Origin of the sequence: Micromonospora vinacea (genome assembly GCF_015751785.1) — a bacterium.
GTDB classification, from domain to species: domain Bacteria; phylum Actinomycetota; class Actinomycetes; order Mycobacteriales; family Micromonosporaceae; genus Micromonospora; species Micromonospora vinacea.
In genome coordinates this window covers 5,610,348-5,624,758 of record NZ_JADOTY010000001.1, presented here as the reverse complement: position 1 = coordinate 5,624,758, position 14,411 = coordinate 5,610,348, and the positions used below count along the sequence as shown (strand labels likewise).

Annotated in this window: 13 protein-coding genes and 1 riboswitch; of the genes, 5 read left to right on the top strand and 8 right to left on the bottom strand. The window is 72.4% G+C overall.

The genetic code is table 11. The annotated features are described in order from the left end of the window. The first annotated feature begins 1 nt into the window (after position 1). Both IW249_RS26525 and IW249_RS26520 read left to right on the top strand, forming a co-directional pair. Complete coding sequence (locus IW249_RS26525; RefSeq protein ID WP_196923240.1) at positions 2-631, top strand: TetR/AcrR family transcriptional regulator; 630 nt, start codon at positions 2-4, stop codon at positions 629-631. A 422-nt stretch (positions 632-1,053) separates the two neighbouring features. Continuing rightward, complete coding sequence (locus tag IW249_RS26520) at positions 1,054-2,178, top strand: FUSC family protein (RefSeq protein WP_196923239.1); 1,125 nt, start codon at positions 1,054-1,056, stop codon at positions 2,176-2,178. A 12-nt stretch (positions 2,179-2,190) separates the two neighbouring features. On the opposite strand, the gene IW249_RS26515 is transcribed toward IW249_RS26520, so the two are convergent. Then, complete coding sequence (locus IW249_RS26515) at positions 2,191-2,919, bottom strand: alpha/beta hydrolase (RefSeq protein WP_307788714.1); 729 nt, start codon at positions 2,917-2,919, stop codon at positions 2,191-2,193. A gap of 91 nt (positions 2,920-3,010) precedes the next feature. After that, on the bottom strand, positions 3,011-4,000 hold the full coding sequence (locus IW249_RS26510) for a LacI family DNA-binding transcriptional regulator (RefSeq protein ID WP_196923238.1): 990 nt from the start codon (positions 3,998-4,000) through the stop codon (positions 3,011-3,013). Between the two features lie 160 nt (positions 4,001-4,160). On the opposite strand from IW249_RS26510, the gene IW249_RS26505 reads away from it, so the two are divergent. Both IW249_RS26505 and IW249_RS26500 read left to right on the top strand, forming a co-directional pair. Further along, entirely contained in the window at positions 4,161-5,423 is a 1,263-nt protein-coding gene (locus IW249_RS26505; protein WP_196923237.1) for an MFS transporter, read from the top strand. A gap of 73 nt (positions 5,424-5,496) precedes the next feature. Next, entirely contained in the window at positions 5,497-6,393 is an 897-nt protein-coding gene (locus IW249_RS26500) for an aldo/keto reductase (protein ID WP_196923236.1), read from the top strand. An 18-nt stretch (positions 6,394-6,411) separates the two neighbouring features. Here IW249_RS26500 and ileS read toward each other — a convergent pair whose 3' ends face one another. From ileS to IW249_RS26475, 5 genes are all read right to left on the bottom strand, one after another. Continuing rightward, positions 6,412-9,558, bottom strand: coding sequence for an isoleucine--tRNA ligase (ileS, locus tag IW249_RS26495; protein ID WP_307788713.1), 3,147 nt, complete (start codon positions 9,556-9,558; stop codon positions 6,412-6,414). Positions 9,559-9,836: 278 nt separating this feature from the next. Further along, positions 9,837-10,502: a hypothetical protein gene (locus tag IW249_RS26490; RefSeq protein ID WP_196923235.1), complete on the bottom strand. Its 666-nt coding sequence runs from the start codon at positions 10,500-10,502 to the stop codon at positions 9,837-9,839. Positions 10,503-10,533: 31 nt separating this feature from the next. Next, the gene (locus IW249_RS26485) at positions 10,534-11,028 is read right to left on the bottom strand and encodes a hypothetical protein (protein ID WP_231392661.1); all 495 of its coding nucleotides are present in this window, start codon (positions 11,026-11,028) and stop codon (positions 10,534-10,536) included. Positions 11,029-11,117: 89 nt separating this feature from the next. Further along, positions 11,118-11,837, bottom strand: a complete 720-nt coding sequence (locus IW249_RS26480) for a hypothetical protein (protein ID WP_196923233.1) — start codon at positions 11,835-11,837, stop codon at positions 11,118-11,120. Continuing rightward, on the bottom strand, positions 11,830-12,414 hold the full coding sequence (locus tag IW249_RS26475) for an RNA polymerase sigma factor (RefSeq protein ID WP_196923232.1): 585 nt from the start codon (positions 12,412-12,414) through the stop codon (positions 11,830-11,832). Before IW249_RS26475 ends, IW249_RS26480 begins: the two co-directional genes overlap by 8 nt. A gap of 127 nt (positions 12,415-12,541) precedes the next feature. Between IW249_RS26475 and IW249_RS26470 the strand changes: the two genes are divergently transcribed. Beyond that, a complete protein-coding gene (locus IW249_RS26470) occupies positions 12,542-12,877 on the top strand; it encodes a hypothetical protein (RefSeq protein WP_196923231.1) in 336 nt (111 codons plus the stop codon). 11 nt (positions 12,878-12,888) lie between these two features. Here the strand turns inward: IW249_RS26470 and IW249_RS26465 are convergent, their stop codons facing one another. Beyond that, positions 12,889-13,605 (bottom strand): MBL fold metallo-hydrolase, encoded by a 717-nt coding sequence (locus tag IW249_RS26465; protein ID WP_196923230.1) that lies wholly within the window; start codon positions 13,603-13,605, stop codon positions 12,889-12,891. 316 nt (positions 13,606-13,921) lie between these two features. Continuing rightward, a riboswitch (cobalamin riboswitch) is annotated at positions 13,922-14,098 on the top strand. Positions 14,099-14,411 lie beyond the last annotated feature (313 nt).

Sequence of the window (14,411 nt, the reverse complement as noted above, 5' to 3'; positions counted from 1 at the left end):
CATGACGGCGCGGGCGAACCGGATCGCGACGCTGACCGACGCGGCCATCGAACTGATCGCCGACGGTGGCATGAGGGCCCTGACCCACCGGGCGGTCGACGCCCGCGCCGGGATGCCGCCGGGCACCACCTCCGCGTACCTGCGGACCCGTCAGGCCCTGATCGAGGCGGTGGTGGGTCGGCTCGCCGAGCGGGACCGGGCCGACCTGGCGGCGTACGACCTGCCGACCGGCCCGCCACCCCCGACGCCGGCCCCCCGGCTCGACGGCGACGACCTCGACGCGCTCGCCGCCGGCGTCGCCGAGGTGCTCGACCGCTGGTTGAGCGTCGGACGCAGCCGGAGCCTCGCCCGCTACGCCTGCCTGCTGGAGGCGGTGCACCGGCCCGAGCTGCGCGGCATCCTGCAGCACGGCACCGGCCTGCGGGTGCAGGCCAGGGACCTGCTGACGCGGGCCGGGGCGACCGACCCCGAGCGGCAGGGCGACCAGTTCGTCGCGTTCGTGGACGGGCTGCTCTTCGACCGACTGGCCGGCGCGGGCGCGCTCAGCGCCCCACAGCCCGGCAGCGCGGCCAGCCGCGCCGACCTGAGCGCTGCCGTCCGTACGCTGCTGCGCGCCCTCACCGGAACCTGACCCGACCGCCGCTGGTCGTCGTCGAGCAGGGGCGGGGAGCGGCCCGGTGATCAGGTCCGGCGCGTGATGGGAGACGATCGCCCAGGGATGCCGTGGGCCGCGGCATGGTGCCATGGGCCGGCCCTTTGGAGCTGAATCGTTTACGACATCGAGCCTGATGCGTCTACGGCATCAGCTCGAAAGGGGGAGCGGACCCCATGCTGCCGTAGACCTGCGGCGCGGTGTCGCGTTGGCGGTGTGCCGCCGTGAGCGAGTGTCTGTTGCGACCTGACGGTGCCGTGCGTGATGCGGCGGCGGCGGTGCGGTGGTGTGGTGTCGCGGGTCGGCGGTGTGCCGGCGTGAGCGGGTGGCGAGTGTGGTGAGCTGGCGGCTTGGTGTCGGGCCGGGGCGGGCCGGCCGGCGGGGGCGGGAGAGGTTGGGCGATGGTGCGGTTCAGCGGCCTGCGGACGGCCGGCGGGCGGTTGCGGCACGGCTGGCGGCCGGTGCTGGAGGCGACCGTCGCGGCTACCGTGGCCTGGCTGCTGGCCACCCGGCTGCTCGGGCACCCGCAGCCGTTCTTCGCGCCGGCCGCCGCGCTGATCGTCCTCGGTCAGGCCCGGGGGCAGCGCATCCGCCGAGCCGTCGAGGTCGTCCTCGGGGTCGCCGCCGGGGTGCTCGTCGCGGACCTTGTGGTGCAGGCGCTCGGCCCGGGCAGCACCTGGACGGTCTTCACCGTCATCCTGCTCACCGTCCTTCTCGCGGTGGCCTTCGGCGCCACCGGCGTGACGCTGGTGCAGGCGGCGGTCTCCGCGCTCTACCTGGTGGTGGTCGCACCGCCGGACGGGTCGTTGGTGCCGTTCCGCTTCGTCGACGCGCTGGTCGGCGGCGCTGTCGCGCTCGCGGCCAGTCTGCTGGTCGACGCCCGGCATCCGCTGGCCCCGCTGGTCGCCGAGGTGCGGCGGACCTTCGACGAGTTGGCCGGGCTGCTGGGCGGGATCGCCGACGCGCTGGACGACCGCGACGAGCCGGCGGCGGTCGCCGCGCTGAGGCAGGCCCGGGGGATGGACGCCCGGGTGGACGGGCTGCGCGACGGAGTGCTGGCCGCCGGTGAGGCGCTGCGGCTCAACGTCCGTCGACGCCGGCACATCGGTCGCCTGCGCTCGGTGGACGAGTCGATCCGGCAGATCGACTACGCGGTCCGCAACGTCCGGGTGCTGGCCCGTGCGGGCGTGACCCTCAGCCGGCTGCACACCCCGGCGCCGGCGGAGCTGGGCGCCGCCCTGCGGTCACTGGCCGAGGCGGTCCGTCAGGCCGGTGCCGCACTCGCCGCCGACCTGAACGGGCAGGAGGAGACCGCCGACCAGCATGCCACCCGGGCCGACGAGTCGGCGTTGGCCGCGGTGCACACCGCCGGGCAGCTCTTCGGCTCCACGCAGACCCTCCCCCTGGCGATGATCATCGGTCAGGTCCGGGCCACTGCCATCGACCTGCTGCGCGGGGTCAACCCGGAGGACGACGCCGCCGTCCTCGCCCGCGTCGACGACGCCCTCGGCCTCCCGCCGGTCTGACGTCCGCACCGCTCAGGGGTGGTCCGCTGCCCGTGGGGGATGGGCGGTGAGCCAGGCGATGGCGGAATCGCGGATCGGGGTGGGAATGTCGTGGCCGCCGGGGAACTCCTGGTAGGTCACGTCGTAGCCGAGGTCGTGCAGGCGGGGGACGAGGCGGCGGCTGCACACGTCGATGGGCAGCACCCGGTCGTCGACGCCGTGCGAGATGAAGATCCGTGGCTGGCCGTGGGTGACCGGTGGCGCGGCGAAACCGGGGGAGAAGGCCAGCACCGCGTCGACCAGATCCCCGTTCGCCAGGCCCAGCGACAGCGCGTACGAGGCGCCGTCGGAGAAGCCACCGACCGTCACGTCGGACACCGGATAGGTGTCGAAGACGGTCGCCAACAGCCCGTCGATGCGTCCCACGTCCGCCCCGAAGCCGCCGGCGATCAGGTCCCAACTGGCCGCCGACGAATCCGGGGCGACCAGCAGCAGGTGCTGCGCGTCCGCGACCGGCAACAGCAGGTCCAGCCCCTGTCGCGCCGAACCGCCCGCACCGTGCAGGAGCACCACCAACCGGTACGCCGAACCGTCGCTCGCCGACTCCGGGGCGTACCCCAGGGCCAGCCGGTCCCCGGCGGGGCCGGTCATCGGCACCAGCCCGGTGCGGCCCGGCGCCACCGGCGGGTGGCGGCGGGCGGTCAACCGGCCGTCCCGGGGGCTCGGCGCCGGGTCCCAGTGCGACGGCGCGGAGTCGGACACGGGTCGGCGCTCCTCGCTGTGGACGAAAGGTCCGACGCGGTTACCCGGCCGGTGCGGGGTTAACCGTCGGCGTGCCCAACTGGGCGTCGACTCAGGCGCTGGCCCGCGCCACCAGAGCGGAGGGGAAGAGGGTCACCGGTGCCGCCGGGCGACCGTCCAGCAGAGCGGAGGCCGCAGCGACGGCGATCCGCCCCACCGGATGACTCGCCGTGGTCAGCGCCGGTGCGGTCATCCCGGCCAGCGGAATGTCGTCGAAGCCGGCCACCGCGACGTCGCCGGGCACCCGCGCGCCGACGTCCCGCAGGCCCGCGATCACCCCGAGCGCGGTGTCGTCGCTGATCGCGTAGATCGCGTCGATGTCCGGCCAGCGGCGCAGCGCCTCGCCGGCCGCCGTCCGGCCGCGCGCCGCCCTGAAGTCCCCGGGCAGTATCCGCTCCGGTAGACCGGCCTCGGCCATGAGCCGGCGGTACGTCTGCACCGGGCGTTGTGCGCAGGGCAGCCACCGGGGGCCGGTCACCATGGCGATCCGGCGGCGACCCGAGGCGTACAGGTGGCGCAGCACCGCTTCGGAGCCGGCGGCGTTGTCGACGTCGAACGACGGCACTGTCGCCGAGCCGACGCCGATCGAGACGACCCGACCGCGTAGTGACGGGGGCACCGCCTCCAGCAGATCCTCGGTCGTGTTGACCAGGATCACCCCGCACACGCTGCGATCGCCGTCGAGTTGGTCGAGGCTGCGGGGGTCGCCGAACGGCAGCCAGTGCAGCGCCACCCCGACACCGGCGGGCGTGCACACCCGGGCGGCCGAGCCGACCACCTGGTGCACGTACGGGTCGTCCAGCACCGCGGCGCTGGTCCCCTGGACGGCCACGACAAGGCGTACGCCGACGCCGCGGACCAGCGCCCGGGCGGCCGGATTGGGCACGTAGCCGAGCTGGTCGACGGCTGCCGTGACCTGTTTCCGGGCGGCCGGCGAGGCGAACCCGGTGCCGGCGATCACGCGCGACGCCGTGGACCGGGACACCCCGGCGACCCGGGCCACGTCCTCGAGGGTGGCCGCTCGGTGTGCCGCTGTCGTCATCGTCGCCTCCTGCGGCGGCCCGTCCGGTCGGACCAACGCCTGCTCACATCATGCCCCGGCCGCACCAACAGCGGTAAGGGGCGGTTGCCGGTTGCGGTGGTAGCGCTCTCAGGTGTGCGATCGTGCCAGGAGATCACCCCGAGAAAGAGGACCCACCCCCGTGAGCGCCCCCACCAGTCGACCGGTAGCCCCGGACATCGCAACGCCGACCCTGCGGACGGTGCGGCTCGCCCGCAACGGCGTCGCCGTCACCTTCACCCTCAACGGGCTGGCCGTCGGCAGCTGGTTCTCCCGCGTCCCGGCGGTCCGTGAGGCGTTGGACCTCTCCGCCGGCCGACTCGGGTTGCTGCTGCTGGCGATGAGCGTCGGCGCGCTGCTCGCCATGCCCACCTCCGGCCTGCTCGCCCAGCGATTCGGTGCGGCCCGCACCGTCACCATGGCCACCGTGCTGGTCGCGGTCGGCCTGACCGTGGCGGGGCTGGGCGCCACGATGACCGGGTCGTTCGCCATCGTCGCCCTGGGACTGGTCGCCCTCGGCTACGGCTCCGGCGCCTGCGACGTGGCGATGAACGTCGAGGGCGCGGCGGTGGAACGACGGCTGGGCCGTACGATCATGCCCCGTTTCCACGCCGGGTGGAGCCTCGGTTCGGTGGCCGGAGCGGCGCTCGGCGCCGGGGCGGCCCGGTTCGACGTGTCGGTCGGCGCGCATCTCGTCGCGGTGGCGGTGGTCGTGTTGACCGGCACCGCGCTCGCCGCCCGGACGTTCCTGCCCGTGGGCAGCGATCACACCGGCGACCCGGCGGACGCCACCCCGGCCGCCCGTCGCCGGGCGCAACTCGCCGCCTGGCGGGAGCCGCGCACCCTGCTGATCGGGCTGTTCGTGCTGGTGGCGGCGTTCACCGAGGGTGCCGCCAACGACTGGCTGGCCGTCGCGTTCATCGACGGACGGAACCTCAGCGAGGCGGCCGGAGCGGCGGTCTTCGCCGTCTTCGTGGTGGGCATGACCGTCGGGCGCACCGCCGGCACCATCGCGCTGGACCGGTGGGGTCGAGTCCCGGTGCTCAGCGGCACCATCGGCCTCGCCGTGGTCGGCGCCGGCCTGGCCGTGCTGGCGGGCTCCGGGCCGGTGGCCATCATCGGCGTCGCTCTGTGGGGCCTCGGCGCGTCGCTGGGCTTCCCGGTCGGGATGAGCGCGGCGGCCGACGACGAGGCGCACGCGGCGGTGCGGGTGAGCGTGGTCGCGGTGATCGGCTACACCGCGTTCCTCGGTGGCCCGCCGTTGCTGGGGCTGATCGGCGATGAGGTCGGCACCCTGCGCGCGCTGCTGGCGGTGCCGCTGCTGCTGCTGCCGACCCTGCTGCTGGTGCCGGTGCTGCGCCCGCCGCACCCCGCTGAAACTGCTCCGTCGGTAGATAAAAACTAACCCATTTCGCCGCCGGGCGGTATCGGGTGCGCGGCCGACTGCGCCGCGCGCCCGTGCTGGTTACGGTCGCCCGATGCCAACCGACGAGATCACCGCCGCCGCAGCGGGTAGCTGGACCCTGGGCGACCGCACCGTGCACCGGATGGGCTTCGGCTCGATGCGGATCACCGCCAACCCCGACAGTGACCAGGCAGGGGCCCTGCTGCGCCGCGCCGTGGAGTTGGGCGTCAACCACATCGACACGGCCGCGTTCTACGTCTCGCCCGGCGGCACCCTGCGCGTCGGCACCGGCCCGGCCCGCTACGCCACCGAGCTGATCCGCGCGGCGCTCGCCCCGTACCCGGAGGATCTGGTGATCGCCACCAAGGTCGGTTTCGGGTACGACCCGGAGGCGGGTTTCACCGAGGCGTTCACCCCGGCGCAGTTGCGGGCCCAGGTGGAGGAGAACCTTCGCCGGCTCGGCCGCGACCAGCTCGACGTGGTGAACCTGCGCCTCGGCCGGGGGCCGGGTGCGGTGCCGGTGGCCGACCGGTTCGGCGCGCTCGCCGAGTTGCGGGCCGCCGGGCTGATTCGGCACCTCGGGCTCTCCAACGTCCGGCCGGAGCAGCTGGACGAGGTGGCGGGCATCGCGCCGGTGGTCTGCGTGCAGAACAACTACGGGGTGGACGCCTACCGGGAGCAGGACGCGCTCGTCCGGCTCTGCGGTGAGCGGGGCATCGCCTACGTGCCGTTCTTCGCGCTGGCCGGCACCGGTCGGGAGGCGGGCGCGAGCACCGCGTCGAGCGAGGCCGTCGAGGCGGTCGCCCGCCAGCACGGCGTCACCCCGCAGCAGGTACGCCTCGCCTGGACCCTGCACCAGGGCCCCCACGTGCTCGCCATCCCCGGCACCTCGGACCCGGAGCACCTGGCGCAGAACATCGCCGCTGGAGCCCTACGCCTGACCCCGGAAGACCTGACCCGTCTGCACTGATCGTCCACCCGTCACCGCTCAGGCCCGCACGACGTGCACCACAATCTCCTGACCGTCGCCCACAGTGCCGGAGAACCCCTCCGACAACGCGTCCGCAACCGTCAACTGGAGCGCGAGGGTCTCGTGCGCGATGAGCTTCTGATGCGTGGAGATCGCCGCCGCGACGTCAGCGGAGGCGGCGATCGACACCGTGATCCGGTCGGAGACCTCGAAGTCTGCGTCGCGGCGGGCCTGCTGGATGATCCGTACGACGTCGCGTGCGACGCCCTCGGCTGCCAGTTCGGGGGTGATCTCGGTGTCCAACGCGATCGTCACGCCGCGCTGGGACTCCACTACCCAACCGCTGCGCGGCACCTCCGTGATCAGGATGTCGTCCAGGCCCACCTCGACCTGCGCACCGTCGACCGACAGCGGGTACGTCCCGTTCGCCCGGAGGCCGTCGACCAGGTCCCGGGGGGCCACGGCGGCGATGGCCTTCGCGACGTGCTGGGTGCGGTTGCCGAACCGGCGGCCCAGGGTCCGGAAGTTCGCCTTGACCTGCACGTCGATGACCCCGCTCTGCGGATCGAGCGGCTGGAGGACCTTCACGTTCAACTCGTCGCCGATGTCGTCCAGCAACGCCTGCGGGAGAACCGTGCCGGCCGGCAGCCCCACGAGCGCCCGGCTCAACGGCTGACGGATCCGCAAGCTACTCGCCTTACGCGCGGACCGGCCCGCCTCAGCCAACGCCCGCGCCATGGCCACCTGGGCCGACAACTCAGTGCTGATCACCGTGGTGTCGGGTGTCGGCCAGGTCGCCAGGTGCACCGACTCCGGAGCCGACGCGGACCCCCGCCGGACGACCTGCTGCCACACCTCCTCCGTCACGAAGGGAATGAACGGCGCGAGCAGCCGCGTGAGGATGTCGAGGCACTCGTACAGGGTGGTGAGCGCATCGGGGTCGCCCTCCCAGAAACGCTGCCGCGACCGCCGTACGTACCAGTTCGACAGGTCGTCGATGAAGTCGGCGAGCAGTCGGCCGGCGCGCGCCGTGTCGTAGTTCTGCATCCGTTCGTCAACGGCTGCCGCGAGGGCGTGGACCTCGCCGGCGATCCACCGGTCCAACACCGGTCGCTGGGCGACCGGCTGCGCCAGATGCGGCGCCCACGTCGAGTTCGCCGCGTAGAGGGAGAAGAACGCCGCGGTGTTCCAGTAGGTCATCAACACCTTGCGGACGATCTCGTCGAGCGGGCCGGGCCCGATCCGGCGCGGCGACCACGGTGAGCCGGAGCACGCCATGAACCAGCGCACCGCGTCGGCGCCGTGGGTGTCCATCAACGGGATCGGCAGCAGGATGTTGCCCAGGTGTTTGCTCATCTTGCGGCCGTCCTCCGCCAGGATGTGCCCGAGGCAGACGACGTTCTCGTACGGGGACCGGTCGAAGACCAGCGTGCCCACCGCCATCAGCGTGTAGAACCACCCCCGCGTCTGATCGATCGCCTCGCAGATGTACTGGGCCGGGTAGGTGCGCTCGAAGATCTCCCTGCTACCCGGCACGTGGGGGTAGCCCACCGACGCGAACGGCATCGCTCCCGAGTCGTACCAGGCGTCGATCACCTCGGGGACCCGGGTGGCGACCTGACCGCAGTCCGGGCAGGCGACGGTGATCTCGTCGACGTACGGGCGGTGCGGATCCAGCTCGGACAGGTCGGCGCCGGCCAGCACTCCGAGCTCCGCACGGGAACCGACAGCTGTCACGTGGTTGTCCGGGCATCGCCACAGCGGCAGCGGGGTGCCCCAGTACCGGGAGCGGGACACCGCCCAGTCGATGTTGTTCTTCAGCCAGTCGCCGTAGCGGCCGTGTTTGATGTGCTCCGGGAACCAGTTGGTGTTCTCGTTCTCCCGCGTCAGTTCGTCACGGACCTCGGTCGTCCGGATGTACCAGGATGGCTGCGCGTAGTACATCAGCGGGGTGTGGCACCGCCAGCAATGCGGGTAGGGGTGCTCGAACGGTTCGTGCCGGAACAACCGGCCAGACGTCCGGAGACGGTCGATGAGCAACGCGTCGGCGTCCTTGAAGAACACCCCACCGACCAGGTCGATGCCGTCGTTGAACCGCCCGTTCGGGGCGACCGGGTTGACCAGCGGCAACCCGTAGGCGCGGCAGACGGCGAGGTCGTCCGCGCCGAAGGCCGGCGCCTGGTGCACCAGGCCGGTGCCGTCCTCGGTCGTGACGTACTCCGCGAGGACCACCCGGTGCGCGTCCGGGATGTCCACCAGGTCGAACGGCCGCTCGTACCGCAAACCCTCGAGGGCCGACCCCGGTACGGTCGCCAGGATCTCCGCCTCGTCGCCGAGGACCCGCCGGGTCAGCGGTTCGGCGACGACGAACGTGCCCTGCTCGGTGCGGGCGAGGGCGTACGTCACGGTGGGGTGTACGGCGACGGCGGTGTTGGACACCAGGGTCCACGGGGTGGTGGTCCAGATCAGCAGGTCGACACCGCTGTGTCCGGCTACCGCCCCGCGCACCGGAAACCGCACGTACACGGAGGGGTCGGTGACGGTCTCGTACCCCTGCGCCACCTCGTGGTCGGAGAGGGTCGTGCCGTCGCGGGTGCAGTACGGCGCGACTCGGAAGTCCTCCACCAGACGCCCGCCGTCGTGGATCTGCTTCAGTGACCACCAGACGCTGTCCACGTATTCTGCGGACATGGTCTGGTACGGGTGCTCCAGGTCGATCCAGTAACCCATACGTTCGCTGAGCTGGACGAACTCGTCCACATGCCGCAGCACCGAGGTGCGGCACCGGGCGTTGAACTCCGCGACGCCCAGTTTTTCGATGTCGGGCTTGCCACTCAGCCCCAGTTCCTTCTCCACAGCGAGCTCAACCGGCAGGCCGTGGCAGTCCCACCCGGCACGGCGCGGCACCGAGAAGCCCCGCATCGTCCGGTATCGGGGAAAGAGGTCCTTGAAGACCCTCGCCTCGATGTGGTGGGTGCCCGGCGTGCCGTTGGCGGTCGGCGGCCCCTCGTAGAACACCCACGGCGGACCGTCGGCCGTCTGCTCCAGACTCCGGTTGAAGACGTTGTTGGTCTGCCACCACTCGATGACCGCACGGTCCATCCCGCCGAGGTCGATCTTGGTGGGCAGTGGCACGAATGGCGACTTCGATGGACCGTCCGGCACCGACGTTCTCCCTACACTTCACATCCGCTCGCAAGGGCATCAGCTCACTGCCCATGCGGGGACGAAGCGCCGGGCGTATGGCCAGGACTCCGCGGTACCACCCCGCTTGCGCCTCGACGGTGCAGGCGCCGCTCACTTTCGCGACGTGACGTGCCGCTACGTCCGGTTCTACTGGGGCGGCGAACCGCCCGTTCTTCCGGAGGCTCCCCGGTGATGGCCGGATCGGTGCCGATGCCGCCCAGCATAGCTGTCCGCGCGCAGAGCCAGTGGCCGGAACACTAGGCGTGCAACCAGACGCGGAGAGGGCCGGTGGCGGTGAAGCCAGCGGAGAGCGCCGACGGCAGGTCAGCGCTGGTTTCATAGCCGACCAGCGGCGCGTTGGGCACTGTGGCACACACCGCCCGCCAGATGTCCCGGGAGTCGTCGGTGCGGGTGAACAGGTTGGAGACGCCGTACGGGCCGCAGCCGCTGAGCACCGCTCCACCGGTGAGCACACCCCGGTCGTCGTGGCGGGCGAGGATCCGTACCCGGGGGTCGGTCAGGAGCGCGGGGCGGAACAGCTCCCCACCGCCGTGCGCCGCCGCCCAGGCCGCCAACTCGTCGGGTGTGCTGACCGGGGTGAGCGGCGGGACGGGCGGCGGGGCCGACGCCGGCCGGTGGATCCACTGGGCGTCGAAGAGCACCCGAAACCCGTACCCGGACAGGTCGACGTCGGCGAAGCTGTCCTTCACCGACGCGCCGGGACCCACGTCGATCCGGGCCAGCAGGGCCTCGGCGTCGACGCCCGGCCGCACTGTGACAGCGTCCGGGTACCACCGTGGCGAACGGTGGGGGACCGACCAGGCGGCGGCGTCGGTACGGCCGGCCAGTCCATGGCTGCCGCAGACGATGTCGCACCATTCGGCGTTGTTGCGGGCCGCCGCCACCCGCTCGTCCTCCAGCACGCCAGGCAGTCTAGACAGCCGGGGCGCCGGCTCAGGGGGCGTAGACCAGGTCCATCGTGTCGGTGTGCCCGGACCAGCGCAGGTCGAGGCGCCAGCAACCGGCCTCGGGCAGGTCGATGATCGACGGGCCGGGGCCGCCGGCGACCTCCCGGGTCACCCGGGTGTCGGTGCCGTCCAGCCTCGCGGTGATCACCAGGGTCGCCGGCGCCGTCGGGTCGGGCGAGGTAGTGGCGGCGCGGGCCACCCAGAGGATCTTGTTGTTCGACCCGTCCTTGCGAACCTGGCGCAGCGGATGGGCGAACAGCACCGCCACGATGTCACCCTTCGCGCCGAAGACGTGCGGAACCCGCGCGTCCCCACTGAACCCGGCGTCCGCCCAGTCGGGCAGGGACCCCGTCTCGACCCGCGCCGCGCAGGCGGTCGCGGTGCTCGCCGTGGTGGCCGTGGTGGCCGTACCCGCCGCCGGCGAGGCGCTGCCGGTCGTGGGCGTGCACCCCGCCAGCACGATCATCGAGGATGCCAACATCAACCTGCCCCAGGAACCCATCTCGCCCCTTCCGGTACGCGTCGACGACTCGTCGCACCCTTCCGACACCGCCCGCGCCCGCCAGGTTCCTAGCCCAGTGAACGCGCGATCTCGATCGCCTCGGCCTTGGTGAAGGTGCCCTCCAGCCGGTAGCTCACGTCGTCGTCCTGCCAGATCAGGGTCGAGGCGGCCAGCCGGGCGGTCTCCCTGCGGATCTCGCCCGCCCGGTCCACGTAGGACAGGGCGTGTGGGCCGTCGACCCAGACGGCGAAGTGGTCGTTGACCTGGACCCAGTTCGCGCCTGGTGGGGTGACCTCCTTGTGGAAGGCCAGGTCGAGGTGACCGTCGAACGCGTCGACGCGCAACGTGCCTCCGTCGTAGAGCAGCGTCGCCACCCGGTACCGGCCCGTGGCGTCCGGGTCGGCGACCAGCACCTGCTCGGGCGGGCCGAGCCTCGCCGGCAGGCGGATCGGGAACCGCACCGCCCGTTGGGCCTCGTCCAGGGCGACGGTCCGCTGCCCGGGCAACGGTGACGCGGTGCCGGCGGGCGGCATCGGGGTGGGTGAGGTGGCGATGCTGACCCCGGCGAAACGCAGCAGCCCCGTGACGACGTCGGCGATCGCGGCCCGCGTCGGCGGCAACAGCGCCACCAGCAGGGTGACGAGCGCCACCGCGGCGAGCGACCGCCACCGGCGCCGCCGGGGCGCGGGCGTGCTGAGTCGTACGCGGACGCGGGCGGTCACGTCGGGCGGATCGGGGGTGTCCAGCCAGGCGGAGAGGTCACGCAGTTCCCGTTCGAGGTCACCCATGCCGGACCTCCTCACGGTCGAGCAGGCTGCGAAGCTTCGCCAACGCCCGGGAGGTACGCGACTTCACAGTGCCCCGGGGCCAGCCCAGAGCCGCCACCGTCTCCTCCTCGGTGAGATCGAGGAAGTACCGGCAGACGATCACCTCGCGGTCCCGTACCGGCAGTTGCCGCAGCGCCTGCACCAGCGACGCCCGGCGCTCTCCGGCGAGGACCGCGCCGACCGCGTCGTCCTCGACGATCTCGGACGCCGGGTCCGCTGCCGCCGCCCGCAGGACGAGCCCGTCCCGCCGGCCCCGGGAGCGGTGCAGGTTGCGGGTTTCGTTGGCGACGATCGTGAGCAGCCACGATCGGAAGGACGCGTCGCCGCGAAAACGGGACAACTTCCGGTACGCCTTCACGAACGCCTCCTGGATGACGTCCTCGGAGTCCGAGCCCGCGCCGAGCAGCACCGCCGTCCGGTACGCGGACGCGGTGTGCCGGGCGACCAGGAGGTTGTACGCCTCCAGGTCACCTGCCCGAGCGCGGATAACGAGCGCCTGGTCGTCCAGGGGAAAGACCTCCGTTCGGATCACTGTCATGACACCGCTCACCCGCCGCGGGTTCCACAGGACTTTTCGGGGCAGGTCAGCTGTCTCCCATCCGGCGTGCAGCGTATTGCCAGGAATCGGTGCTGCACTGGAGGGGCGTCGAGGAGAGGGGTGGGGCATGAGCTGGTTCAATCGGCGGTCACGGGGTGCCGAGGCGACCCCGACGAAGCTGGACCGGGAGGCGACCCGCGACGACCTCGCGGCGCTGGAGGCGTTCGTGGCCACCCGGCGCGGGGTGGAGTTCTACCTCGAGCCGGAGACGACCGCGACGGACACCACGGTGGTGGCGATTGCCCACGACGGCGAGTGGATCCGTCGTCGTACCGGAACGCCCCGCGCGGCCGGGACCATCGCCCGTAAGCACGCGGTGCCGCTCTACGAGGCGGCGCGCACCGGCTACCCGCAACGGATGCGGACCTGGAGCCGCGCCCACCCGGAACGCCACGCCCGCTGAGGCTCGTCCGCTCAGGCAGCCTCGACGGCTGAGCGGGCCTGCTCGAGCGTCATCGGCTCGGCGTGACTGGAGACGTACCAGTGGTAGGTGTCGTCCAGCAGCCGCCGGACCAGGTCGAGATCGAGGCCGTCCTCCGGCCGGCGCAGATGTGCCGGCGGCGGGTAGAAGCAGTCGCCCAGAAGCATGACCCCCGAGTCGGGCACCAGCACCACTGTCGAATCCGGCGCGTGCCCCCCGCCGACGTGGCGTAGCCGGACCCCGACCGGCAGCTCGTCCACGTCGGTGAAGGTCCGGGTCGGCGGCAGGATGGCGAAGCCCTCCCAGGACGCCATGGCGCGCGCGCGTGCCCGAAAGCTCGGGCGGAGGCGGGGATCGGCGCGTACCTGCTCCTGCAGGTAGTGGTGGCTCCACGGCCGGGTGGCCTCGGCGCGCAGCAGCGACACGGCCGTCTCGTGCCCGACGATCTCCACCCCGGGCCAGGCGCAGGCGCCCCACACGTGGTCCCAGTGATGGTGGGTGTAGACCAGCCAGCGCGGCTCGGGTAGCCCGGCGGCGGCCAGCGCGGCCTGGATGTCGCCGGCGTGCGCGGGGCTCTGCCCGGCGTCGATCATCACACTGCCGCGTTCGTCGGCGACGACGGCGACGCCGGCCTGGACCGCCTCCGGGTCCGGATCGCCCGGACAGAGCCAGACCCGACCGGCGAGGTGGTGGAACTGCGGGGCGACCATGGTGATCGACCTCCGAGATTGATCACGGACACTGGTGTGGCGATCGCCGATCCTATGTGAGGGTGTCGGCCGGCAACGCGCCGCCGGACGATCGGCGCAGGCCAGGGTAGGTGCAACCTCCCTTTGCTCTGCTTACCTATACGCACCGGTGACGCTCCGTGTGTGGTGCACATAGGTAAGCAGAGCAAAGGATGTCGAGCATTGATCTGGGGCATTGCGGCGCGCGGACTCGCGCTCGCACCAATCGCTGAATCTCGATGAGTTCCGTGCGCCTGGTCGAGCCGGACCGGCGTTGACCGGCGGCGCGGCGGTGTGGCAGCATTCGCGGCCTGACGGCAGTGAAGGAAGTCGGTGTGAATCCGACGCGGTCCCGCCACTGTCACCGGGGAGCGATCCCCCCTCGTGAGTCACGGCCGTGTGTCTGCGGTTGGAAGGCCGGGGGAGAGCGTCGATCCGGAAGCCAGGATACTTCGGCCGTCGGGACGTACCCCAGGGCGTGGACACCCGAGGAGGACCCGATGACGCACGGCGTCTCATTCATCGACGAGCATCGTCACAATCTGTGTGCAGGGCGCCGCACCGCGCCCGGAACCGGTCGCGCCCGCACGCCTCGGGCCGGCCGCTGCGGCGTGCGCCAGGCCGCTGGCTTCCGGTACCGCTGAGCCGAGCGCCCGCCGCTGACCGGCCCCGACGCCCGCGTCGGCGCGCCGTTCGCTAGGGCCGTCGTACCGGCTGACGCCGTACCCATCCGCACCGTCCCGGTCGCCCCCCTCGTGGGGGCCCAGGGCGTCACTTTCCGGAGCCAA